The sequence below is a fragment of the Capsulimonas corticalis genome, assembly GCF_003574315.2.
GTDB classification, from domain to species: domain Bacteria; phylum Armatimonadota; class Armatimonadia; order Armatimonadales; family Capsulimonadaceae; genus Capsulimonas; species Capsulimonas corticalis.
The window spans coordinates 2,528,181-2,550,159 of sequence record NZ_AP025739.1; the positions used below are offsets into that span (position 1 = coordinate 2,528,181).

Below are 21,979 nucleotides of genomic sequence, written 5' to 3' on the forward strand. Positions count from 1 at the left end.
CAAGGTCGCCAGGATTGCGGTGTTGTCGGACGCATTGCGCTTCATCCCAGGGAATCCGGGGGATTCTTCTTTCTCCCCCGCCGACGTATCGCCCGCGGCGAATCCGGGTACACTTCCCATCATGTCCACCATCGCTTTGCCCAAAGCCGCGCACGGCGCGCGGCCGCTGCCTCGGGAATTTTATCTGGAGCCGACCCTCACCGTCGCCCGCCGTCTTCTGGGACAGATCGTCGTTCGGACGCTGCCCACGGGAGAGCGTCTTTCCGGAATCATCGTCGAAACCGAAGGGTATTTGGTGGGCGATCCGGCCTGTCATTCGTATCGCGGCAAGACGCCGCGCAATGCGAGCATGTTTGGGCCGCCAGGGCATGCGTATGTGTATCTTTCCTACGGGATGCACCAGATGCTCAACCTTGTCTGCCAGGATGAGGGCGTGGCCGAGGCGGTGCTGGTGCGGGCGCTGGAGCCTCTGGAGGGCGTCGAGACAATGCGCTCGCTGCGCGGCGGAATCACGAACAGCATTCAGCTGACCAATGGTCCCGGCAAGCTGGCGGCCGCGATCGCGCTCACGCGTCAGGAAGACGACGGCGTGGATGTGACCGATCCCAAGAGCCGCTTGCAAATCATCCCCGGACAGATCGTTCCCGATTCCGAGATCGTGGACTCCAAGCGCATTGGCATTACGCAGGGCGCCGATCTGCCGTGGCGCTACTACCTACGCGGCAACGCGTATGTCTCGCGGAAGTAGGCGGCGCGATGAACGCCCTGATGCTGGCGGCGGTCCCCGCCGCCGCCCTTGTCGCGGGTCTGGCTTACAAAGCGCGTGCGCTGACGGTTTCCGGCGCGGCGGCGGCGACCGTGGTGGGAGCGGCGGCGTTCGGTCTCGGCGGCGGCCTCGGCGCGGGGGCGCTGCTCGTCTTTTTCGTGACTTCCAGCGCGCTCAGCCGCTGGCGGCGGCGTGAAAAGGAAGCGCTGCAATTTGAGAAAGGCGGCCGGCGCGACGCGGGGCAAGTCCTGGCGAACGGCGGCGTCGCCGCCGCGGCGCTTCTGATCGGCCTGATTGTCCCCGGCGGGGCTCACGGGGCGAACCTGGCCTTTCTCGCCGCGCTCGCCGCCGCCAACGCCGACACGTGGGCGACGGAGATCGGCGCCGCGATAGGCGGAACTCCCGTTTCCCTGCGTGATTTTCGTCCCGCGCCCCCCGGAACGTCCGGCGCCGTCAGCGCGGCGGGAACGCTGGCGGCTCTCGCCGGAGCGCTGCTGCCCGCCCTCTTCGCTCCGACTCGCGACATTCTCCTCGTCACGCTGGCCGGATTCGCCGGCTCCCTGATCGACACCCTCCTTGGCGCAACCCTCCAGGCCCAGTGGCGCGACCCGCAAAACCCCGCGCGATGGACCGAACGCCGCCCCGGCGCCGCCGCGCCGGACCGGGGGCTGCTTGCCGTCAACAACGACTGGGTGAACTTCCTCTGCACGCTCGCCGCCGCCCTCATCGCCATTCTTTTCGCCCGCTAGCCTAATGATATCCAGGAACCACCGAGTTTGGAATTGTCCCATATGTGATTCTTGTACAATTCGAATCAAGAGAGTGCAATTAACAATCTCTGGTTTCAAGCCTCTCTGACTCTCTCTCCATTATTCTCAAAGGAATGTTCCAAACGACGCGATTGCACTGTACAAAACTTAATCAAAACTTAACATTTCGACGGATCAGGAGCGGCTTTGGGATGCTATAATTAATCGTTCTTCGGAGCGGAAACACACACGGCGCTCACAATGGAATTTAAAGGAAGCCTGAATATCGAACGATTGAATAAATATTTATATTGATGGATTGTCGAAATAGAAATTGCATGTTATAATGGCGTTAGATTTCCGTAATCGTTTACGGGAATCATGCTCGTCACTTTGTTTGTAGATCATTTCTGTATTAAAAAAGGAGCAGTACCATGGCCCGCCGAATCAATCGCCCTAACGGCTTTACCCTTATTGAACTGCTTGTCGTCATCGCCATTATAGCGATTCTCGCAGCAATACTCTTTCCCGTCTTTGCAAAGGCGCGTGAGAAGGCCCGTCAGACCGCCTGTTCGAGCAACCTGCGCCAAATTGGCCTGGCGATGATGCAGTACGTGCAGGATTCCGATGAGACCTTCCCGACATCGTGGGCCAAGGGCTGGGTCGGCGACGCCAATTTCTTCGTGCAGCCGTACATGAAAAACACGCAGGTTCTGATCTGCCCGTCCCGCCAGATCTCCGTCCAGGCCGCCGACGCCGTTTGCGGCCCGTCCGCCGGCGACTCCTACGGCACTTACTACATGCTTCCCGGCCAGCGCGATAATCCGGTCGGCTCCCCTTATCTGTGGGGCTACGGATTCAACATGGGAATTCAGTGGACCGACGGCACCGGCTTGTTCGATGACGGCTCGACCACCGCTCCGAACGGCGGCTCGCAGGTTCCGGTCACGATCGGCGGCGTGACGATCATGGCGGATGTTCGCAGCAACCCGAAGCTTGGCAAGACGCTGGCGTCGGTCGCCGCGCCGTCGTCGATGTTCATGGAGGCGGATACGAATGAACTGCCTTTGATGAGCATGACTCTCGACGCGATGCGCACCACCAACGACGATCCGGCCAGCAAGTGCGAAACGCTGCTCCGCTCCGGCTCGCCGCACCACACCGGCGGCAACGACTTCCTTTATGTCGACGGTCACGTCAAGTACCTCAAGTACACGGGACAGAAGACCAACTACGGCGGCCAGCCCGGCTCCGTGGCGAACCTCTGCCAGTACTTCCGTGATTACGACGGCGGCAACAACCCCGGCAACTGCCAGACCAACGGTTTCTAAAAAACCGCCATATAAAAAGCAATCGCCAAGCGGAGAGGATCTGATCCTCTCCGCTTTTGCGCCGTATGCCGCGCTTCGAATGTTAACTCCCGATTAAGTTTTCGCAAAATACGAGCGTTCCAAAGAATCCTGTTGACTTGCTCGCCTGCCGTCGGTAGACTCAATAGCTGACGACGGCCGCACTCATAACAACCGACGGGCTCGACCCCTCTGCGGGAGGCGATCTCCATGAATTCTTTAAAAGTCGTCGAAATCATTGATCTGTCCAAGAGCTTTGACATCGCGTATCCGAAGACGGTCAGCGTTGCGTCGAACGGCCTCGATAAGATTTATGTCTATGAGCGCGTGAGTCAAAGCATTCTGTGCGTTCAAGACCAGACAGAAGCGGATTAAGCCAGGGCAGGTCATCGGAGGGGAAGCCGGTCACGGGGTGGCGTGTTTTACTTTCCGATGTGGCGTCTTCGGAAGAGGCGCAGGCGTTATTTCTCTTGTATAACCATCCGGGACGCGGGAACCACCTTTTGATGTACCGGTGGGGGCAAGGGACGGTGGTGTTCCCGCTGCCATGGGACGTCCGCAGTATCTGCACGCATGGGGATCAACTGATCGCTTGCGGCGATTGGTCTGTCTTTGTCTTTCGCATGCCGCGATGGGAATTGGGAGCGCCGCTGGAGACGCTCTTTTCCTAGAATTATTATTGCGCTTGGCGCCGATGGGAGCTTCTTTTATGACCTTGACGAATCGATATGGCCGCACGATGCTGCGCGCCGGCGCGGCGGCGCTCGGGGTTACAGCGGCGGGGCTGTCGCTGCATGCGGCGATTGTCTCCAGGCTTGCCCGTTTGCCCAACGTTCCGCAGGACGGCGGGGCGGCGAGGCTGCTTCCCAATGGCTGGCGGGTGTCGCCGGCGGGGCGGCAGATCGATCTGCCGGGGGATATGCCGCAGACGATGCTGGTCAGCCCGGACGGCAAGTATCTGCTTGTGAACACGGCGGGTTACCATACGCATAGCGTCAACGTGATCGATCTGGCGACGGAGAAGCTCGCGCAGAGCGTGGAGGTCGGCAAGGACTGGTACGGCATGTGCCTGGACTCAGAAGGCGATGACGTCTTCTTATCCGGAGGGGGCAAGCCCGACGACGGCTTTCTGAAAGACGCGGCGGCCCGAAAGGCGACGCCCGCGCAGCTTGCGGCGATGCGCGAGCCCGTCATGCGCCTCGCCTTTGCAAACGGCGCGCTGGCGCCCAAGGCCGGACTGTCCGTCGCGGGATTGGATGAGAGTGGGCGGTGGATTTCCGGGCTCGCCTGTGGGCGGGACGAATCCATCTACGTCGCGAACCTGGGCGGCGATATGGTTTACCGGGTCGCCGGCAAGCCGCGCGCCGTGGCGGCGTCGGCCCATGTCGGCCGGCGGCCCTACGCAATCTCGCTGGCGCGCGACGGCGCCACGCTGGCGGTGTCCAACTGGGCCGACGGCACGGTAAGCCTGCTGGACGCCGGTACGCTGAAGCAGAAGGCGCTCGTGACGGTGGGCAGCCACCCGAACGCGGTGCTGTGGTCCAAAGACGGCCGGCTGTTCGTCTCGTGCTCGGGAGACAACACCGTGCGTGTCCTCCGCGGCGGCGCCGTGGTGGAGACGATCAAGACATCGATCGATCCCAGCGCGCTGGTCGGCTCGACCCCCGATGCGCTTGCGCAGTCGCCGGACGGCAAGCGGCTCTATGTCGCCAACGCCGATAACAACAATGTCGCCGTGATCGATACTTCCAGCGCCAAGGAAAGCCGCGTCACGGGGTTCATCCCGACCGGCTGGTACCCGTCGTCGCTCGCGATCTCTCCGGATGGGAAGCGACTGTTCGTTGGGGTGGGCAAGGGATTGCAGTTCCGCGCCAACGCCACCCACGACACGAAGGTCACATCTCCTGAATCCGTGCAGCATTACGATTACATCGGCGACTGCCTGAGCGGCGCGGTCTCGGTCGTGCCCGTTCCCAGCGCCACACAGCTTGCGGCGTATACCAAGCAAGTCATCGCGAACACGCCGCACCCGGACACCTCGGCGCCCGACGCGCGCGCTGCGCGCGTCGCAAAGGCCGGCTTCGCCAAAATCAAGCACGTTGTCTATATTATCCGCGAAAACCGGACCTACGACGAAGTCTTCGGCGACCTGCCGCAGGGCAACGGCCGGGCCGATCTGTGCCTCTTCGGCCGCAATATCACGCCGAACGGACATGCGCTGGCGGAGCAGTACACGCTGCTCGACAATCTCTACTGCAACGGCGAAGTTTCCGAGGATGGGCATCGCTGGTGCGACGCCGCCTACGCCACGGATTACACCGAGCGGATGTGGCCCAACGGATACAGCGGCCGGGGCGAGCCAGACGACGACGATGGTCTGGTCGATTCCCCGGCGGGATACCTGTGGGACAACTGCGCGCGCCATGGCGTCAGCTACGAAGCCTACGGCGAATCGTCGTCGTTCAAGTCCAGCCCCAACACGCCGCCTTTGTTTACCGGGCCCAAGACGCTGGCCGGGCACTCCAACTTTGAATACTCGCAGATCCCCTGGTTTGGCGGTCCGCGCGATCTGGGCCGCTCGGATATCTTCATTCGGGATTTGAAGGCGGCGGAGAGCAATGGCGAGTGGCCGCAGCTAATGATCCTGGGGCTGCCGGAGGACCATACGCAAGGTCTGGAAGCGGACGCGTTCACGCCCACCGCGCATGTCGCCGAGAACGACCTGGCGCTCGGAAAAATTGTGGAGGCGGTCAGCCACTCGAAGTTCTGGAGCAGCACCGCCATCTTCGTCATTGAGGACGACGCGCAGGATGGACCGGACCATGTGGACGCCCACCGGACGGTCGGCCTCGTCATCTCCCCGTATGTGCGGCGCGGCGTGGACAGCACCCTTTACTCCACGGCGTCTTTCGTCCACACGATGGAGCTGATGCTGAAGCTGCCGCCGATGACGCAGTTCGACGCCGGCGCGACCCCGCTCTACAACAGCTTCAGCGACCAGCCCATCCTCACCGCGTACGAGCCGCGCAAGGCCCAGGTGGACCTGGAGGCGCGCAATCCCAAATCGGGCGATGGGGCGACCGCCAGCGCCAAACTGGACCTCACCGCTCCCGACCGCGCCGACCCGACCGCGTTGAACGCCATCCTCTGGCATGCGCTGCGCCCCGGCGTCCCGCAGCCCGCCCCCATCCGAAGCGCCTCGCTGGTCCGGTAAACCATCGGTCCATAAGCGGAACTCCGCCAAGCGGGCTGTCCAGATTAACTGGACAGCCCTTTTTTTGTCCTGGCGTGATGGAAGGGGCGTATTGACCTGAGGCGAATTTGATTTTGTGCCGACAATGGAGTGTCTTATTATTTTGGAAAAAGGACAGCCATGTTGGAATTCGCCAAGATCAACGGCCGGCAGGACGCCCCGCTGGAAGCTATCTACAGCAGCATTACCGATTCGCTGCTGGTGCTGGATCGGGATCTGCGCGTTGTCGAGGCAAACGATCCGCTGCTGCGGCGTCTGGGGCGGACGCGCACGGAAGTCGTCGGCTTTTCCTGGCGCAGTGCGTTTCCCGAGCTTGCCGACATCGGGCGCGAGCATGACCTCACGGCGGTGCTGGAGACCGGGCGCACTCATCGCGGGCGCATCCCATTGCGCGATATGTCTCGCGGCGAATCCCTGCTTTTTGAGATCATCACCTATCCCATTTGCAGCGCCGACGGCAATGTGACCCACCTGCTGGAGTACGCGCGTGAGGTCACGGAGGAGGTCCGCCTGCACCTGGACATCCTGGAGCAGAACCACGATCTGCTGGACCATCGGGAGCGGCTGGAGCGCGCGGCGAGGGAGGCCGAGCAGACCAATCAGGAGCTGGCTCAGAAAATCGCGGCGCTGGAGGAGCTGAACAAGCGGCTGGAGCGGATGGCGGTCATCGATATCATGACCGACCTGCCCAATCATCGGGCGTTTCAGGAGCGGCTGGAGTATGAGGTGAAAAAGGGCAATCGTCATCAGCGCGACTTCACGCTGCTGCTGATCGATGTGGATGACTTCAAGCGATACAACGACGATTTTGGGCATCAGGAGGGCGACCTGGTGCTGGCGCAGGTCGCCGCGCTGATGCGCGAGTGCGTGCGCGCCATCGACCTGCCCGCGCGATACGGCGGTGAGGAGTTCGCGATCCTGCTTCCCGAGACCAACGAAGCCGGCGGAGCGATCGTCGCCGAGCGCCTCGTGCGGCTGATCGGCGAGCATTCGTTTCGGCGCCGGCCGGTGACGGTCAGTATCGGCGTCGCCCAGCATCCCGTCGACGCCGCCGAAGGCTCCGCCATCGTCGAATGCGCCGACCGGGCGATGTACGCCGCCAAGCGCGGGGGCAAAAACAATTATCGAATCTGGAGCGAGATCGCCGAAGGGTAATTCCGGCGATTTCGCTTTTTTGTTTAGAGCTTCGGCGCGAATGTCTTGTCGATCTTTTGCGGCTGAATGCTCAGGTCCGAGTCGTCGAACGTGAAGACGTAGAAGTGATTGGGCTGCGCGCCGATCAAGTCGTTGTCGCTGGTCACGACCAGCTGATGCTTTCCGTTCGCCAGATCGGGGCCAAAGGCGATCCCTTCGATCTTTTCCGGGAAATCGGCCTTGGCGAGCCCGAACTTCGGATCCAGGGTATCGATAAAGAGCGATTTATGGACGGGGATGACGCCGTCCGGCGCGCCGGAAGCGGGGAGCGAGGCGACGCCGCTGATGTCGGTGGCGCCCGCGACATCAATCAGGAAGATCTTCTTGAAGCCGGCGTCGAGCGCGCCTTTGCCGTCCCGCTCGATCACCAGGAATTGGTGGTCGTTCACCGCCAGGATCTCGTTGACCCCGTTTTTCTTATCATCCATCGGATAGAGATATTCCCGCGTCGCATTCGTCTTCAGGTCGTAGCTAAGAATGCGGTTGTTGACGCCGGCTTTTTTGCCGTCGGCCGTGACGGCGTGATCCTGAAGCAGCGGACTTTGCATGATCCCGTAGAGCTTGCTTCCGTCGGGAACAATCGCCAGCCCCTCCATCCCCCGATTCGCCACGCGTCCGCTCGTGTTGCCCGAAATCTCTTTGTCGCCGTCGGCGCTTGGGTGAGCGATCGCGAACTTCGCCGGGACATCCAGCGTGCGGATGCGCTTGCCGCTGGGATCGAACTCATCAATGTAAGGGCCGTATTCGTCCGAAATGAAGAAGTTTCCGTCGCGGCTCACCCGGATGCCCTCGGGATCCAGTCGCATAGAGGCGGCGGGGTGCGCGGTATCGAAGTCACCCGAAAAGCCCTTAAACTGCTGTCCCTTCTCATCATGGAGCAGGATCGTCGCCAGCAGCGTCGGCGTAACAGTCTTTGCCCCGGCGTCCGTCACGATATCGAACACCTGAAAACGATCGTCGTAACGCGCCTCGCCGTTGGAGAAGCCCCGGTCATTGATCGCGACATAGCGATTCCCGGAACCGGTGTAAGCGATACCCGACCCAAACGAGCCAAGCTGCGCCTTGACGTCGGTCCCGCCGGGCGTGTACGTTCCGGAAAGACCGGATTTATCCGTCGCCGTGCCCGAGATCGTCGTGGATCCGAGCAGCGCGATATCCGCCCGCGAAGGCTGCGCGAACGCCGAGAGCGCCGCCAGAGCAGCGGCGGCGCGGAGAGTGGGGTGGGCAAGGGAATGCATGGAAAACTCCTGTGGGAAATCGGACGGAAGTTTACCAGAGGAATGTTAAGGCAGTGTTAAGACGGGCGAAAAGCATATGGACTTAGCATGAGTTGAAAAGTTTAGTCAAAGCCATGCGGTGTGGCGCAGCTTACTGGCGTGAATAAATTTTTAATTTGAGTTGACTTGGACATTTTTGATCCGCGTCTTTAGCTCCGCTGTTTGATTGTACACATCTCTCCAGACATTTAAGCTTTCATCGGCGCTGGATGTTAGTTGCAAGCACTCATCCGATCCGTTTTTAACAGGATTCTTCAGCAGGCTTATAATATCCGCATAGATTTTGTCTTTTTCGTTGGATGTTTTAAATAAATCCGCCTTCAGCTCATTTTCATCAATTGGTTTTCCATGATCATCAGTAATGGGCGAAATGTCATCCATTGCATTGATGATGGCGAGCATGCTCTTTTGTGTCCGGCTCACTTGATCTCTAATCCCATACGCTTGTTTATTAAGCGTTTTCTGATAGTCTGCCTTAATATATTTGTTTTGACCTAAGTGGTTGGGGATATCATGAACGCTGTGATTAAACTCCTGCTTGCTCTCAAAAAGAGTTTCGGCGCTCTTCTCCAGTTTTTTTGCAAGAGGCTCAAGCTTCTTCTTGTTCTTCTTTATCCTTATCTCGTTTTCATGTTTGACCGCCCAGGTCCTTAAATAGTCGATAAACTCAAGCATGTGTCTGCCCGCATTGATCACGGGGTTGCCAGTATCATTTGTACCTGCCATACATACTGTTGAGGAAGATATGATTACGAGGCCAATCATGGCTGACAACACGAATTTTTTATACATTTGCTATGACTCACTTTGATGATCTAGAATGCCAAATCCCAAGCCCGATGCAAAGACACGTCCAAATCACACACGAATCGATGAACCATGTCGCGAAGTTAGGTTCCACGCCGGGCAGGTTTGCAATATAATCGCATACTACGTACGAAACGCCAACCCCAATCACAATTAACCCAGTGACTGTTGCCGAAATTTGAAAGGTAGAAGCAGGCTTCTTCCCTTCTGTCTTCTCTGCCTCTTGCTCGCTCATACTATCCTCCGCGGATGTGATAGATTTTTCGACCTTTTTTTATACCTCATCAGGTATGGTCACTTACAAGCTAAGACTTTACTATTGTGCATATCTCTGATAGGTCCTTCCTATTCGTCAAATGTTGTATAAAATCCTATTTTCTTGCTAATCCTGGGTTACGCCGTCTCAAACCATTCCAGTCCGCCTGGCAACGGCGCGGCGGCGTATTCGATGTGGATTACGCGCCGGTGGCCGGGAACGGCGGCGTCGGAGGATGCGTGCAGGAGCAGTGGCCGCATGAGCAGCGCGCCGCCGCGCGGGACCGGGCAGACAATCTCCGGGATACGGGAGCGCCATTCTGGAATGGCGCCGGCCGAGAGGCGTCCCGCCAAGTGCGATCCCGGGAGGACGCGCAGCGGCCCATTCTCCAGAGCGCATTCGTCAAGATGCAGCCGGAGGGTAATCATCTTCTCCAGCACCTCGGTCGGCGGCTGCACGTGGACCACTCCCGACTTGAGCGACCACGGCCCAAAGCCCGGCGCTTCGCGCCGCTCCCGGACTGCGATCGAAAGATCCTGATGCCAGATGACGCGCCAGTTGGCGTCGGCCGTTTTATCAAACAAAATTCCCCGCACTGGAAAGTAGTCCGGCCCAAGGATCGCCGCCGCCAGCCCGAGCGCCTTCGGCGAACGCGCCAGAGCGCGCACGCCCGGCGCCTCGTCCAGCAGATTTCGGATCGCATAAACGTCCGAACCCTTGCGCTGGCCCGCCGCCGACCCCGCAGTGGCGATTTCCTGGATTAGCGCGTGGATGGTCATATCGGTCAGCACATCGGGCGCGATGGCGTATCCACGAGCGGCGATTTCCAGTGCGAGGCGATTTTTGGTTTCGACTGTCTGGCTGGAGTGCGGCGGAGTTGGTTTCGTCATGCAGTGTTATATCTGAACGCATTGAGGGAGAGTTCAAGTATCACACATGAAAAAGGCTCCGGCAGTGACGCCTGGAGCCTTTTCGTGAACGGGGCGTGTCGGTTATCGCGCCGTGGGAACGGCGAGGCCGCCCGCGAACTCGAACGGGATTTTCTTGTCGCCGCTGGAATAAACGCCATCGACGATCAGGAAGAGATTGCCGCTGGTCGGCAGGACATTGTCGAGCACGAAGGTGAACGGTACGACGACGCCTGGGTCCACCTTATCGGTCGAGCTCGGGAGCTTGGGCTGCAGCAGCGTCGTTTTTCGGCCGCTGGGATCGTCGTAGGCGGAAATCGCCGTCACGGCGAGGCTGCGGATCTGCGCGGTCCCGTCATTCTTGAGCGGAAACAGCACCTGAAGCGTTCCGGCGCTGGACAGCGTGAGCGTCGGCGCGGCGGCGGAGAGATGTCCAGCGCCCACATTCGTGGCGGCCTTGACGGTAGTGTTGACTGTCAGCAGGGAGACGGGTTTTCCGGAGTCATCATACACGAGCGCTCTTAGCTGATAGGAGCCTGCCGGGACATCGTTCAGGACGAAGGTATACGGCGCCGCCGTGGCGGTTCCCACCTTTTGACTGCCGTTATAAAATTCGATTTTGCCGATCTTGACAGTGCTCTTCGATCTCGGGGTCGCGGTGATCGTAATCGCCGCGGGCGCGGTAAACTTCTGTTCGGACGTCGGACTGGTCAGGTCGCAAGGCCGTTCGCTTTCCGAGGGCGCGGGATAGGCGCGGAATGTATTGCCGCCCACGGATTGCGCATGCACCGCCGTCGCCGCGCCGCAGGTCATCGCCAAGCACAGCGCCGCCACTTTGGGAGCCATTCGCTTTGCGGAAAAAGCAAGTCGCGACTGAGTTGATGTGTTATAGTGAAGCATAGGGAATCCTTTGAAACTCATCTGGAATTATCCGAACGACAGTGTCCTGTGGGCAGGTGTGCTTGATGCTTGGCAAGGTTCGCGGAAGCGATCTTAGCGCCGGCCTGCTTTATTCTCGGAATTGGCCCTGTGGCGCGTCACTCCTGAAAGTACCAGAGTATTGCGTCCGCAAGCCGATTTTCGGATCGGACAAAGGATCACAGCGGTTCGGCGTCGTATTCATCACTGCGTTGTGAATTTGACGGCGTCGGCGTGTGGCGGGATAGGAGACGGGCTTATGGTGGAGAAGATCCGGGTGGGGATGGTCGGTTTCGGCTTGGCGGGGCGGGTGTTTCATGCGCCGGTCATCCAGTCCGTGCCGGACTTGCAGCTGACGCACGTTGTGGAGCGGCACGGCGAGGAATCGAGACGCGTCTATCCGGAGGTCGAGATCGTGCGCGATGTCGAGCATCTATTGGAGGATGACGAGATCGATCTCATCGTCGTGACGACGCCCAATGTTTCGCACTTCGAGATCGCGCGCAGCGCGTTGCTCGCGGACAAGCATGTCGTGGTCGAAAAGCCGTTCACGATTACGTCGGAAGAGGCGCGCGAACTGACTGTCCTGTCACACCGGCAGGGACGCGTGCTGAGCGTCCACCAGAATCGCCGCTGGGACGGAGACTTTTTGACGGTGCGCCGCGTGCTCGAAGCCAATTTGCTCGGGCGTCTTGTGGAGTACGAGTCCCACTTCGACCGTTACCGCAGCCAGCCCCGCGCGGGCGCCTGGCGCGAGGAAGCGCAGCCCGGCGCCGGTCTGCTCTACGATCTCGGCCCGCACTTGATCGACCAGGCGCTCATTCTCTTCGGGGCGCCGCAGCTCGTGTCGGCGGATATCCGTACACAGCGCGACGGCGGCAAGACGGATGACTATTTCGACCTGACGCTGCATTACGCGGAGCACGGCGCGCGTCTGAAAGCCGGCGTGCTGGTGCGCGAGCCAACGCCGCGCTACGCGCTCCACGGCGTCGACGGCTCGTTCGTCAAGTATGGCCTGGACCCACAAGAAGACGCGCTCAAACGAGGACTGGTCCCCAGTGAAACGCCGGGCTGGGGCGAAGACCCCGAGGAGCGCTGGGGCGTGCTGAACGCGCAGGCCGGCGGCCTGCACGTGCGCGGCAAGGTCGAAACGCTTCCCGGCTGCTATCCCGGTTACTACCAGAACGTCGCCGACGCGATCCACGGCCGCGCGCCGCTGGAGGTGACGCCCGAAGACGCCACCATGACCATGCGTGTGATCGAGCTGGCGATCGAAAGCAGCCGCGAAAAGATGGCGCTGGCGTTTGAGGAGTAGGGGCGCCCTACGCCGCCGGGGATTTGTGCAGGTGCGCCATCTTCCAAACGCCGTCTTGTTTGACGAACACCCGCGTCTCATTGATGCGGGAGAACTCCGCCGGGCCAGTCGCCGAAAGCGTCGTCTTGAGCAGCGTGTAGCAGACGATCGCCGTGTCGCCATGGACCTGGACGCGCGGGGTGAGCATATCCAGGCGCGACGGGCTGCCGTTGCCGCCGCCCCGGATGAGATCCAGATGGAAATCCAGCCCGTCCACACGGTACGGGGCGATGTACCATTCGAACGCCGACATATCCTCGGTGCTGTGCGCGCGATGCGCTTCCGGATCCGCCGTATACATGGCGTGCAGCATCTTCCGCGTGATCGCCAGCACCTCCGCCTCCACGGCCTTGTCTTCTGATGTCATGGGAGCCTCCTCAACGGTTTCCCGCTCAGTATCCCATAATTTTTTCGAAATCGCGCTCTGCCGCTATTGCGGAGGCGGTCCCGAGGCGACGCCGGCCGGGCCGATGATCTTTCCGTCTTTGAACCGCTCGGGATGCATTTTCTTGAAATAGTCGGCCTGGGCTTGCATGGCGCTGGCGCGCTGCTCGCTGCTGACCGGCTGCGGATGGCTAAATTCCGCCGGGAAGGCGCTTTCTGACTTTTTGGAGCATCCCGCGGCGGCGAGCAAGCAGGAGCCGGCGAGAAGACCTATCACCAATTCGCGGCGCATGGAAGTTACCTCGTCTTGCGCGGCCGAACCTGACGGTTCGGCCGCGTCGTCGTGTACGATTGTGATTATTGTCGCGTGCAGTTCCACATATTCGTCGGCTCGGTCCCGTCCGGATCGCCTTTTGGGTTGGTCAGCGCCGGACGCATCGATTTGACATGGCCGTCGCAGAACAAGAAGTTGGCGAGGGTCTTACTGGAGTGCTTTGTCGAAACCGATCCATTCGCCCCCAACGGGTAAGCCGCCGTCGGACTGAGCGAGCCGTTGGGGATATCCTGGGGGCCGTAAAGGTCCCACCAGCTGTAGCCTGTGGTGACGGAGCTCAAGCCGGCGAACGAGGGCGTGCCGCCCGTCAGGTACGCCACGCCGTCGTCGGTGTGCTTCTCGTGGATCATGATCGACTCCGCCGGGCGTCCGACGGCGGCCATGCTCTGCACATCGTGCTGGATCCATCCGCTGTGTCCCATCCCCATCACGCCCAGCATAGTGTTGGCGCCCGTGGAGTTGAGGTAATGCGAGTAGCCGTTGGCGCTGTAGGAAATGGCGACGCCGTTGCCGGTGTAGACGCTGCCGGCGTTATAGATGATATTGCCGCTGTCGTCCGGGCATCGGAAGACGCCGTAGCTTTTGACATAAGGCTGCAAGGTCGTCGCCCAGCTATACTGCCAGTTGTCGTTGAGGCCCTGCGGAAACATCTCGTCCGAGTCCTGCACGTACTGCATGACCGCGACGCCGAGCTGTTTCATATTGCTGACGCACGAGATTTGGCGGGCCTTTTCGCGGGCCTGGGCGAACACCGGGAAAAGGATCGCAGCGAGAATAGCAATTATAGCGATAACAACGAGTAATTCAATCAAAGTAAAGCCACGTTTGTTCTGTTTCATGAGTGTGTCTCCTGATCGATCGATCCCAAGCTTTCGCTGGGGCGATGAGCGCGCATTCGGCCGGCTTGCGCCGCGCCAATTTGAAAGGAATGATACCGTGAGTTGTCGATAGCGATTGTGTCATCACCTCTCTTTCACTGAATCGAGTATATCACTGGAATCCGCGCTTGTCAAGAGATTTTGTATATCAATTTATTAAAATCATACTAGTGTCACATATATATCCTATATTAGTATGATATATACGATCGTTTCTGAAGGCGAGGCGCAACGCTGCCGCGAGAGGGGAGAAAAACGCGGGGTTCTGGGAGACTTGGAAATTCCCTGCGCACACTGAGAGGCATTCTAGAAACACAGTTTTATATATCACTTATATATCAATGTTAATTTATGTATGATCTATATAGGTTGATTTCATGTTTTTCTTGACATCTGACATGCGAAGTGATATACTCAGTCCTGTAGATACGCAAATGGTCTGTAGAGCGAATGACGTTGATGCCCGCATTCCTACTGTTCTCACCCCCGGCAAGACGATCCGCGGATACTGCCGACAGGCAGCGCCTCATTTGATTTATCTCAGTCGCCTAATATGTTCTTAAATCCAAACGGAGAAATGTTATGAAACGAACCCTGCGTGGTTTCACGCTGATTGAGCTGCTCGTTGTGATCGCGATTATTGCGATTCTTGCTGCAATTTTGTTCCCCGTCTTTGCCCAGGCTCGCGAAAAGGCGCGGCAAATCAGCTGCTCGTCCAATCTGAAGCAATTGGGTCTGGGGATCCTGCAATACGTTCAGGACAGCGATGAAGTCTTCCCGCCGGCGATGGACGACGGTCATCAATGGTCCGACAGCTCCACCGCGCATTGGCAGCAGAAGATCCTGCCCTATATCAAAGCCAACGGCGTGTTCGGTTGTCCGGACGATCCCGGCGCCGGCCAGGTTGATGCCGCCAATCCATGGAAGGGCGTGATTACTTCCTACGCTGTCAATGGAGTCATCGGTTATTACGGAGACTTTGGCTACCGGCAGGCGCTGATCGGGGTTATGGGGATATCCGACGCAGGGAACACCTGGTATCCCGCGAACTATCCGGCGGCGCCGCTTTCGAAGATCGGCCGCCCCTCGGATACGATCTTGATTGCCGAGCGCCATCAGAGCGATCTCCAGGCGGAAACGCCCGTGGACACCGGTCTCAATGGGAATTGGTCGAACTTTGCCAATGGCGGCGTCATCGCCGGTCAGCCGTGGGCGTTCGGCACATCTCTTCCGGACAGCACCCGCCCCGCCGCGCAATATCCGAACGGACCGAATGGCGGCGTTTCCGCGCATCATTCGGGGAACCTGATGGCGAACTTCCTCTTTGTGGACGGTCACGTGAAGTCGATGCGCCCAAGCCAGACAAATCCGCAGCCCGCCACGGGCTACGATTCGAATGGACACGCCGACTCGAATAAATGGGACGCGCTGCGCCAGTAAACGCTTGCCCCGGCTTTCCGGCCGGGCTGTCACAAAAAATGCCGGCGGCTGTGAACGCCGCCGGCTTCTAGGAACGAACTCAATATGGACCGCGCCCGAATTCTCCTCTTGACTGCTTTGTGCATCGTGGCTCTCGCCGGATGCGGCCGTCACGATAATAACTCCACGGATGATCTTGCTCAGCAGCGTAAGGACGTGATGGGGTCTCCCGCTCCCGCATCGGAACGAGCAAAGATCGATGCGATGCGCGCCAAGCAAGCGCAGGATATGGCGGCGGCGCAGGCCGCCGCTCAGGCGAATGCCGGGAAAACTCCGGGCAAGCCGTAAAGGCGCAGGCGCGCGGAATGGAAAACGCAGCGGCGAGTGCGTATGGCTCCGGCGGACTGTGTGTCTCGCCGGAGCTTTTTCGTCACTCTGCCCGGGAAGGAATGGGTTACGCGGCCGGCGGGGCGGTGGATTTTCGAACGATCAGTTCGCAGGGGAGACGGATCGTGCCGATGGGATAGGCGCCGTCGGGGCTTTCCAGGGATTCCATCAGACGCTCCGCGGCGCGCTTGCCGGCGGTGTAGATGGGCTGGGCGACGACGGTGATCGGCGGCTGATGGTACTGGAACTGGATCGCGTCGTCGTAGCCGACGACGGAGATCTGCTCCGGGACCTTGATTTCGTGACGCGCGAGAACGTCCAGAACGAACAGGGTCATCTGCAAGTCGCAGGAAAGGATCGCCGTCGGCAGCCGATTTTCTTCCTGAAGACGCGACAGCCAGCGTTCGATCAGGACTTCGTGCGAAACGTTGTTGTACGCCGGGTAGAGCAGCAGGTGCTCGGGCGCGATCGAGACCCGCGCGTCCGATAGGGCCGCGATATAGCCACAGTAGCGATCGTACAAATTGGATTGCTGCACCGAGGCGTTCACGAGCGCGATCTTGGTGTGCCCCAAAGACAGCAGATGTTGAACGGCGTCGTAGGCTCCCTGGACGTTGTCCGTGTCGACGGCGGGAAGCTGCTTGTCTTCCTCTGTCACATCCGACGAAATTCCCACCGCCACGATGCGGCATTTCTGGTTCAACAACCGAATATCGTCGATATCGGACAGGGTGGGCGCGATCACGATCAAGCCGGCGAAGTCTTCGAGAGGCAGGCTCTCGTAATCGCCGCGCGCGAGGCCGATGTAGTTGACATCCACATCCTTGCCAAAGAACGTGTCCTGGATGCCCTGGAGCACTTCGCTGAAGTACGGGATCTGCCGCGCCCGGGAGGCGTCCTCGTTCGTGAAGGTGTGCGTGCCAAGGACGACCCCGATGCGGCTTCGGCCGGAGCGGGCCTGCGCGGACGCGTCCGTATTCGCTTCGTCGCGCGATTTCACGAATGTCCCGCTGCCGACGGTCGCCGAGAGCAGTCCCTCTTTCACGAGCTGGCGGATCGCCTTGTCGATCGTGATATGCGTCGTCCCCAGTTCCTGGGCGAGGGCGCGGCGTGAGGGCAGGGCGTCCCCGGGCGCCCACACTCCGGTGGCGATCCGCTCCCGCAGCGCATCGGTGATGCGCTGGTAGAGCGGTTTCGTTTGGCTGGAATTGTCTTCTTTTTTTCGGGACCTTACGGGCGCGGCTTCAGCAGTATCCAAATGAGTATCTCAATTCGTCGTGCATTCATTCCGCGTTTTGGTCAGACGCCGTATTCCGACAGCAATGTCATGTCGCGGATGAAGATTATCTCATTATAACCTATTCTTGACTGGTTTTGGCTGCGTCACTCCTGCAAGCTCTCAAGCAGTCTCCAATCAGCGCCATCTATGTTGGGCGGATCATTGGCCGAAAGACATATTGGGGTATTGAAATTAATATAGTATTGATATATAATAATCCTACAAATCAATACTCTTAATCGCGTTTGGACCGTCGCCGCCGTCATCCATCGAAATTGACACATCCTATGAACCACAAACACATTTCTCTCGCCGCAATGCTCGCGCTCGCCGTTCCCGGAAGCGGCGCCGTCCACGCCGCCGTGAACCCCGCATGGACGGGGCAGGGCGGGGTCATCGAGGTGAGCGCCTCGGCGTCCCGCAATCTTCAGGCTCGGGCGGTGGACGACGGCGTCGTTCGTCTCTGGATTAAGAACAGCCCCAGGTTTGAACGCCCGCTCTCCCAGGCGCTGACCGGCGGCGCGCGCAAGGCCGCGCCGCTCAGCGCCACGCTGCAAGGCGGGCGGCTGGCGCTGAAGTCGCCCGCCCTGCAAGTTCAGATCGATCGCAAGACGCTGGGCTTTACCGTGCTCTCCCAGGATGGAGCGCAGGCGATCCTGCGCGACGCGCGCGTGTCGTTCCAGGACGGCGGGGCCTGGACGCTCGATTACACGCTCAGCCCGGATGAGCATCTGCTGGGGCTTGGGCAGGATAACCGTAACGGCGGCAGGCTGGAGCGGCGCGGGACGGTGCGCGATTTGTGGTCGGGCCAGCAGATCAACTCGGGGAACGTGACGGCGAACTATCCGATCCCTTTACTGATCAGCACCGGGACACACGGCCACGCCTACGGTCTGTTCGTGGATAATACGCATCACATGCGCTTTGATCTCGGGGCGTCGGACAAAAACACAGTGAGCGCGACGGCCGACGGCGGCGAGGCGGATCTCTATCTGATCGATGGCCCAACGGTGAAACAAGTCGTGGAGCGTTATACAAAGCTCACGGGGCGTCCGTCGCTGCCGCCGCTCTGGGCGCTCGGCTACTGGCAAAGCAAGTGCGTCTTCTGGCAATGGAGCGATCTCGACGACGCGGAGCAGCAGCTGACCAAACGCGGCTTCCCGCACGATGTCATGGTGATCGACTACAGCTGGCCCGAATATTTGAACGATTACGTGTGGGATAAGCGCTGGTGCGGCAAAGATGTTACGCCCGCTCAGAAAATCCAAAACTACGCCCGGCAGGGAGTTCGGATCGTGATGTCCAACTCAGGGCCGATGGTTGTGAAGGAGTCGCCGACATTCGAGCCGGGCTGGAAGTCGGGCGTGTTCGCCACCGACGGCAAGGGCAACCCTGTCCAGGCCGGATACTACCACGGCGAACTCCTCGACTTCACCTCGCCCAATATGGACGCCTGGCTCTACCCGCAGGTAAAGCCGCTGATCGATTCGGGCGTCGCCGGCTGGTGGCTGGATCTTACCGAGCCGGAGGGCGACTCGCCCCAGACGGTTTACCAGGGCGGCGGCAGCGCCGGCGTCCACAATCAATACTCGCTGCTGGAAACGCAGTGGTTCGAAAACGCGCAGCTCAAGGCGAATCCGAACGTCCGCCCTTGGATCCTCACCCGCACCGGCTCCGCGGGCATTCAGCGCCACCATGCGTCCCTCTGGACCGGCGATACCCATAGCGACTTCGCGACGCTGGCGGCGCATCCCGGCGAGATGCTCAGCTCCGGCCTCTCCGGGATTACCTGGTGGACATCGGACTCCGGCGGCTTCCTTTCCGGGTTTTATCAGAATGACCAGTACGGCGCCCATGCGCGGCTTTACGAGCGCTGGATGCAGCTTTCCGTGTTCGCGCCAATCACGCGCGCGCACCATTCGGGGCCGGTTATGCCCTACGAGTTCGGCGCCGCCGCCGAGCAGGGCTGCCTGCGCTATCTCCAGCTTCGTTACAAGATGCTCCCCTACATCTATTCCTACGCCTGGGAAGCGAGCCAAACCGGCCTCCCAATCACGCGCGCTCTGGCGCTGGAGTATCCCAGCGATCCCAAATCGCTGACCACTCCCGGCGACGAATACTTATTCGGCCGCGAAATGCTCGTGGCCCCCGTGCTCCGCGACGGCGTTTCCAGGCGCTCGGTTTACTTCCCTCCCGGCAAATGGATCGACTGGGACTATGGCTATGAGTACGACGGCGGCAAAACCTGGGTCGTCGCCGCGCCGCAGAACCACATTCCGGTCGCTATTAAAGCCGGGGCGATCATCCCCATGGCGCCTCTGATGCGCAATACGTCCGAGAAGCCCTGGGATCCGATCACACTGGACGTGTTTCCGTTTGGGACATCCCACTTCACGATGTACAAGGACGACGGCAAGAGCTTCGGATATCAAAAGGGCGAGAGCACGCTCACGAAGTTCACCAGCGTCGCGTCGGCAAGGGCGGTCAAATTTGGGATTGAGGAGTCGAACAAGAAGTTTACGCCCAAACGATATATCGTGCGCCTCCATCTGAACAGCGCGCCCAAAGCCGTGACAGTGGATGGGGCGGCGGCGAAGTTCACGTGGGACGCGAAAGATCGGGTGCTGACCGTGGAGCTGGCGTCCGGCGCGTCGCGTCGTCACGCCGTCGTAGCGATGCTGGACTCACGGATACTTCCACGGCGGATCGCTCCCCTGTGGGCATCCGTTCGGGGCGGCGCATAGAGGAGGAACGGCGCGCGATGACAAACAAGATCAGTCGGAGAGACGTATTGACGGGAGCGGCGGCGCTCGGACTACAGGCGGCGGCCCTGGACTGGGGCGCGGGAGCATCGGCAGTGACGAACCATATCCATCATTCCAAGACCTTTCTCGACATTCTCCGGCCGCCAGACCATGCGCGCGTATTTACCGATGGCGGCGAACACGAGCTGACGCAATCCGAAGGAGCCTGGCGCTGGGAGGATGTCGATCTGCGCGCGACGCCGTCGAAGGACGGGCTGGCGATCGCGCTCGCCGCGCCGAAATCGCACGTGCAGCGCGTGCGGCTGCGCTGGAGCGGCGTTCTTCCCACCGATCTTCGTGTCATGGGCGACCACTGGGAGCGCTCGTACGGCGACCTGGAGTGGCGCGGAATCTCGCCTGAGCGCGTGCTGCCCTGGTACTGCGCGACCCACGGCGGCGATGTGACCCACGCCTACGGCGTGCGGACGCAGCCCGGCGCGTTTTGCTTCTGGCAGATTGACTCCAGCGGCGTGACCCTGTGGCTCGATGTCCGCAGCGGCGGCGTGGGCGTCGCCCTCGGCGAGCGCACGCTGGAGGTCTGCCACGTCGTCAGCCGCGAAGGCAAACCCGCCGAATCGCCGCATCAGGCGCTCAAGGAGTTCTGCGTGCGGATGTGCCCAGCGCCGCGCCTGCCCAGCGAGCCGATCTACGGCTACAATGACTGGTATTCGATGTATGGGAACGCCACGCAGAAGACCGCGCTGGCCGCCGCGCATCAGATCGTCGACCTCTCGCCTACCGGCGCGAACCGCCCGTTCGTCGTGATCGACGGCGGCTGGCAGCCTGACGGCGGCTGTGAAGGCGATGTCTGGGATCACGGCAAGGCCGCCTACCCCGACATGCCGGGGCTCGCGGCGAAGATTCAGGAGATTGGCGGGCGGCCCGGCATCTGGGTGCGTCCGCTCTCGACCTCGGCCGCCACCAAGGAGGTGTTTCGACTGAAACACAATCCCGCCGTCTACGATCCCACCGTCCCCGGAACGCTGGAGAAGGTCGCCGCCGACATCGCGCGCCTGCGGCAGTGGGGCTATGGCCTGATCAAGCACGACTTCAGCACGTTCGATATTTTGGGACGGTGGGGATTTGCGATGGGAGCGCAGCTTACGGACGACGCTTGGACCTTCGCCGAAGGCCCCAGGCGGACGAACGCCGAGATCATCAGCGCCCTGTACCGTACCATTCGGACGGCGGCGGGCGACGGCCTGCTGCTCGGCTGCAACACCGTCGGGCACCTCTCCGCCGGCCTTTTTGAGATGAGCCGCATTGGCGACGACACCAGCGGTCAGAAATGGGAGCGCACCCGCCGCATGGGCGTCAACACCCTGGCCTTCCGGGCCGCGCAGCACGACACCTTCCACGCCATCGATCCGGACGCCGTGGGATTGACCCGCGATGTTCCCTGGGCGCTCAACCATCAGTGGCTCGATCTGCTCGCGCGCAGCGGCGCCGCCGTCTTCGTGTCGCTGCCCGACGAAACGGTCACCCCGGAGCAGGCGAAAGCCCTCAAAGCCGCCTTCGCCCTGGCCGCGACGTTGCAGCCGATCGGGGAGCCGCTCGACTGGATGACGACCACCTGTCCCGAACAGTGGCGATTCGAGTCTGGACACGCCAATTACCAGTGGTCCGAACCCGGCGGCGCCTGGCCGTTCACGGTGTGACGCTA

General features: G+C 60.6%; 20 protein-coding genes. 12 read left to right on the top strand and 8 right to left on the bottom strand.

Features of this window, described 5'->3' with window-relative positions; translation table 11 throughout:
- Positions 1–121: 121 nt before the first annotated feature.
- The 7 genes from D5261_RS10785 to D5261_RS10815 all read left to right on the top strand — a co-directional run bounded on the left by D5261_RS10785 (position 122) and on the right by D5261_RS10815 (position 7,272).
- Positions 122–748 (top strand): DNA-3-methyladenine glycosylase, encoded by a 627-nt coding sequence (locus tag D5261_RS10785; protein ID WP_119323515.1) that lies wholly within the window; start codon positions 122–124, stop codon positions 746–748.
- Between the two features lie 8 nt (positions 749–756).
- Positions 757–1,515, top strand: a complete 759-nt coding sequence (locus D5261_RS10790; protein WP_119323516.1) for a DUF92 domain-containing protein — start codon at positions 757–759, stop codon at positions 1,513–1,515.
- Positions 1,516–1,949: 434 nt separating this feature from the next.
- The gene (locus D5261_RS10795; RefSeq protein ID WP_119323517.1) at positions 1,950–2,846 is read left to right on the top strand and encodes a DUF1559 family PulG-like putative transporter; all 897 of its coding nucleotides are present in this window, start codon (positions 1,950–1,952) and stop codon (positions 2,844–2,846) included.
- 228 nt (positions 2,847–3,074) lie between these two features.
- The gene (locus D5261_RS10800; protein ID WP_165864477.1) at positions 3,075–3,239 is read left to right on the top strand and encodes a hypothetical protein; all 165 of its coding nucleotides are present in this window, start codon (positions 3,075–3,077) and stop codon (positions 3,237–3,239) included.
- 95 nt (positions 3,240–3,334) lie between these two features.
- Positions 3,335–3,535, top strand: coding sequence for a hypothetical protein (locus tag D5261_RS10805; protein WP_125206200.1), 201 nt, complete (start codon positions 3,335–3,337; stop codon positions 3,533–3,535).
- Positions 3,536–3,573: 38 nt separating this feature from the next.
- On the top strand, positions 3,574–6,078 hold the full coding sequence (locus D5261_RS10810; protein WP_119323519.1) for a bifunctional YncE family protein/alkaline phosphatase family protein: 2,505 nt from the start codon (positions 3,574–3,576) through the stop codon (positions 6,076–6,078).
- A 159-nt stretch (positions 6,079–6,237) separates the two neighbouring features.
- Positions 6,238–7,272, top strand: a complete 1,035-nt coding sequence (locus D5261_RS10815) for a sensor domain-containing diguanylate cyclase (protein WP_119323520.1) — start codon at positions 6,238–6,240, stop codon at positions 7,270–7,272.
- A 23-nt stretch (positions 7,273–7,295) separates the two neighbouring features.
- Here D5261_RS10815 and D5261_RS10820 read toward each other — a convergent pair whose 3' ends face one another.
- The 4 genes from D5261_RS10820 to D5261_RS10835 all read right to left on the bottom strand — a co-directional run bounded on the left by D5261_RS10820 (position 7,296) and on the right by D5261_RS10835 (position 11,405).
- Positions 7,296–8,549: an esterase-like activity of phytase family protein gene (locus D5261_RS10820; protein WP_119323521.1), complete on the bottom strand. Its 1,254-nt coding sequence runs from the start codon at positions 8,547–8,549 to the stop codon at positions 7,296–7,298.
- 150 nt (positions 8,550–8,699) lie between these two features.
- Positions 8,700–9,380: a hypothetical protein gene (locus D5261_RS10825; RefSeq protein ID WP_125206201.1), complete on the bottom strand. Its 681-nt coding sequence runs from the start codon at positions 9,378–9,380 to the stop codon at positions 8,700–8,702.
- 408 nt (positions 9,381–9,788) lie between these two features.
- On the bottom strand, positions 9,789–10,541 hold the full coding sequence (locus D5261_RS10830) for a phytanoyl-CoA dioxygenase family protein (protein ID WP_119323523.1): 753 nt from the start codon (positions 10,539–10,541) through the stop codon (positions 9,789–9,791).
- Positions 10,542–10,643: 102 nt separating this feature from the next.
- Positions 10,644–11,405, bottom strand: coding sequence for an Ig-like domain-containing protein (locus D5261_RS10835; protein WP_119323524.1), 762 nt, complete (start codon positions 11,403–11,405; stop codon positions 10,644–10,646).
- Between the two features lie 331 nt (positions 11,406–11,736).
- Here D5261_RS10835 and D5261_RS10840 point away from each other — a divergent pair, with 331 nt between their 5' ends.
- Positions 11,737–12,792: an oxidoreductase gene (locus D5261_RS10840; RefSeq protein WP_119323525.1), complete on the top strand. Its 1,056-nt coding sequence runs from the start codon at positions 11,737–11,739 to the stop codon at positions 12,790–12,792.
- A gap of 7 nt (positions 12,793–12,799) precedes the next feature.
- On the opposite strand, the gene D5261_RS10845 is transcribed toward D5261_RS10840, so the two are convergent.
- The 3 genes from D5261_RS10845 to D5261_RS10855 form a co-directional block, all read right to left on the bottom strand.
- The gene (locus D5261_RS10845) at positions 12,800–13,198 is read right to left on the bottom strand and encodes a nuclear transport factor 2 family protein (RefSeq protein WP_119323526.1); all 399 of its coding nucleotides are present in this window, start codon (positions 13,196–13,198) and stop codon (positions 12,800–12,802) included.
- 63 nt (positions 13,199–13,261) lie between these two features.
- Positions 13,262–13,507 carry a hypothetical protein gene (locus tag D5261_RS10850; RefSeq protein ID WP_119323527.1) on the bottom strand — a complete coding sequence of 82 codons (246 nt, stop codon included), beginning with the start codon at positions 13,505–13,507 and terminating at the stop codon, positions 13,262–13,264.
- Between the two features lie 65 nt (positions 13,508–13,572).
- Positions 13,573–14,388 (bottom strand): DUF1559 family PulG-like putative transporter, encoded by an 816-nt coding sequence (locus D5261_RS10855; protein WP_119323528.1) that lies wholly within the window; start codon positions 14,386–14,388, stop codon positions 13,573–13,575.
- Between the two features lie 621 nt (positions 14,389–15,009).
- On the opposite strand from D5261_RS10855, the gene D5261_RS10860 reads away from it, so the two are divergent.
- Positions 15,010–15,867 (top strand): DUF1559 family PulG-like putative transporter, encoded by an 858-nt coding sequence (locus D5261_RS10860; protein ID WP_119323529.1) that lies wholly within the window; start codon positions 15,010–15,012, stop codon positions 15,865–15,867.
- An 84-nt stretch (positions 15,868–15,951) separates the two neighbouring features.
- A complete protein-coding gene (locus D5261_RS10865) occupies positions 15,952–16,194 on the top strand; it encodes a hypothetical protein (RefSeq protein WP_119323530.1) in 243 nt (80 codons plus the stop codon).
- A gap of 106 nt (positions 16,195–16,300) precedes the next feature.
- Here D5261_RS10865 and D5261_RS10870 read toward each other — a convergent pair whose 3' ends face one another.
- Complete coding sequence (locus D5261_RS10870) at positions 16,301–17,491, bottom strand: GntR family transcriptional regulator (protein ID WP_119323531.1); 1,191 nt, start codon at positions 17,489–17,491, stop codon at positions 16,301–16,303.
- Between the two features lie 308 nt (positions 17,492–17,799).
- Between D5261_RS10870 and D5261_RS10875 the strand changes: the two genes are divergently transcribed.
- Both D5261_RS10875 and D5261_RS10880 read left to right on the top strand, forming a co-directional pair.
- Positions 17,800–20,256 (top strand): glycoside hydrolase family 31 protein, encoded by a 2,457-nt coding sequence (locus D5261_RS10875; protein WP_119323532.1) that lies wholly within the window; start codon positions 17,800–17,802, stop codon positions 20,254–20,256.
- A 17-nt stretch (positions 20,257–20,273) separates the two neighbouring features.
- Complete coding sequence (locus tag D5261_RS10880; protein ID WP_125206203.1) at positions 20,274–21,974, top strand: alpha-amylase family protein; 1,701 nt, start codon at positions 20,274–20,276, stop codon at positions 21,972–21,974.
- The last annotated feature ends 5 nt before the right edge of the window (positions 21,975–21,979 follow it).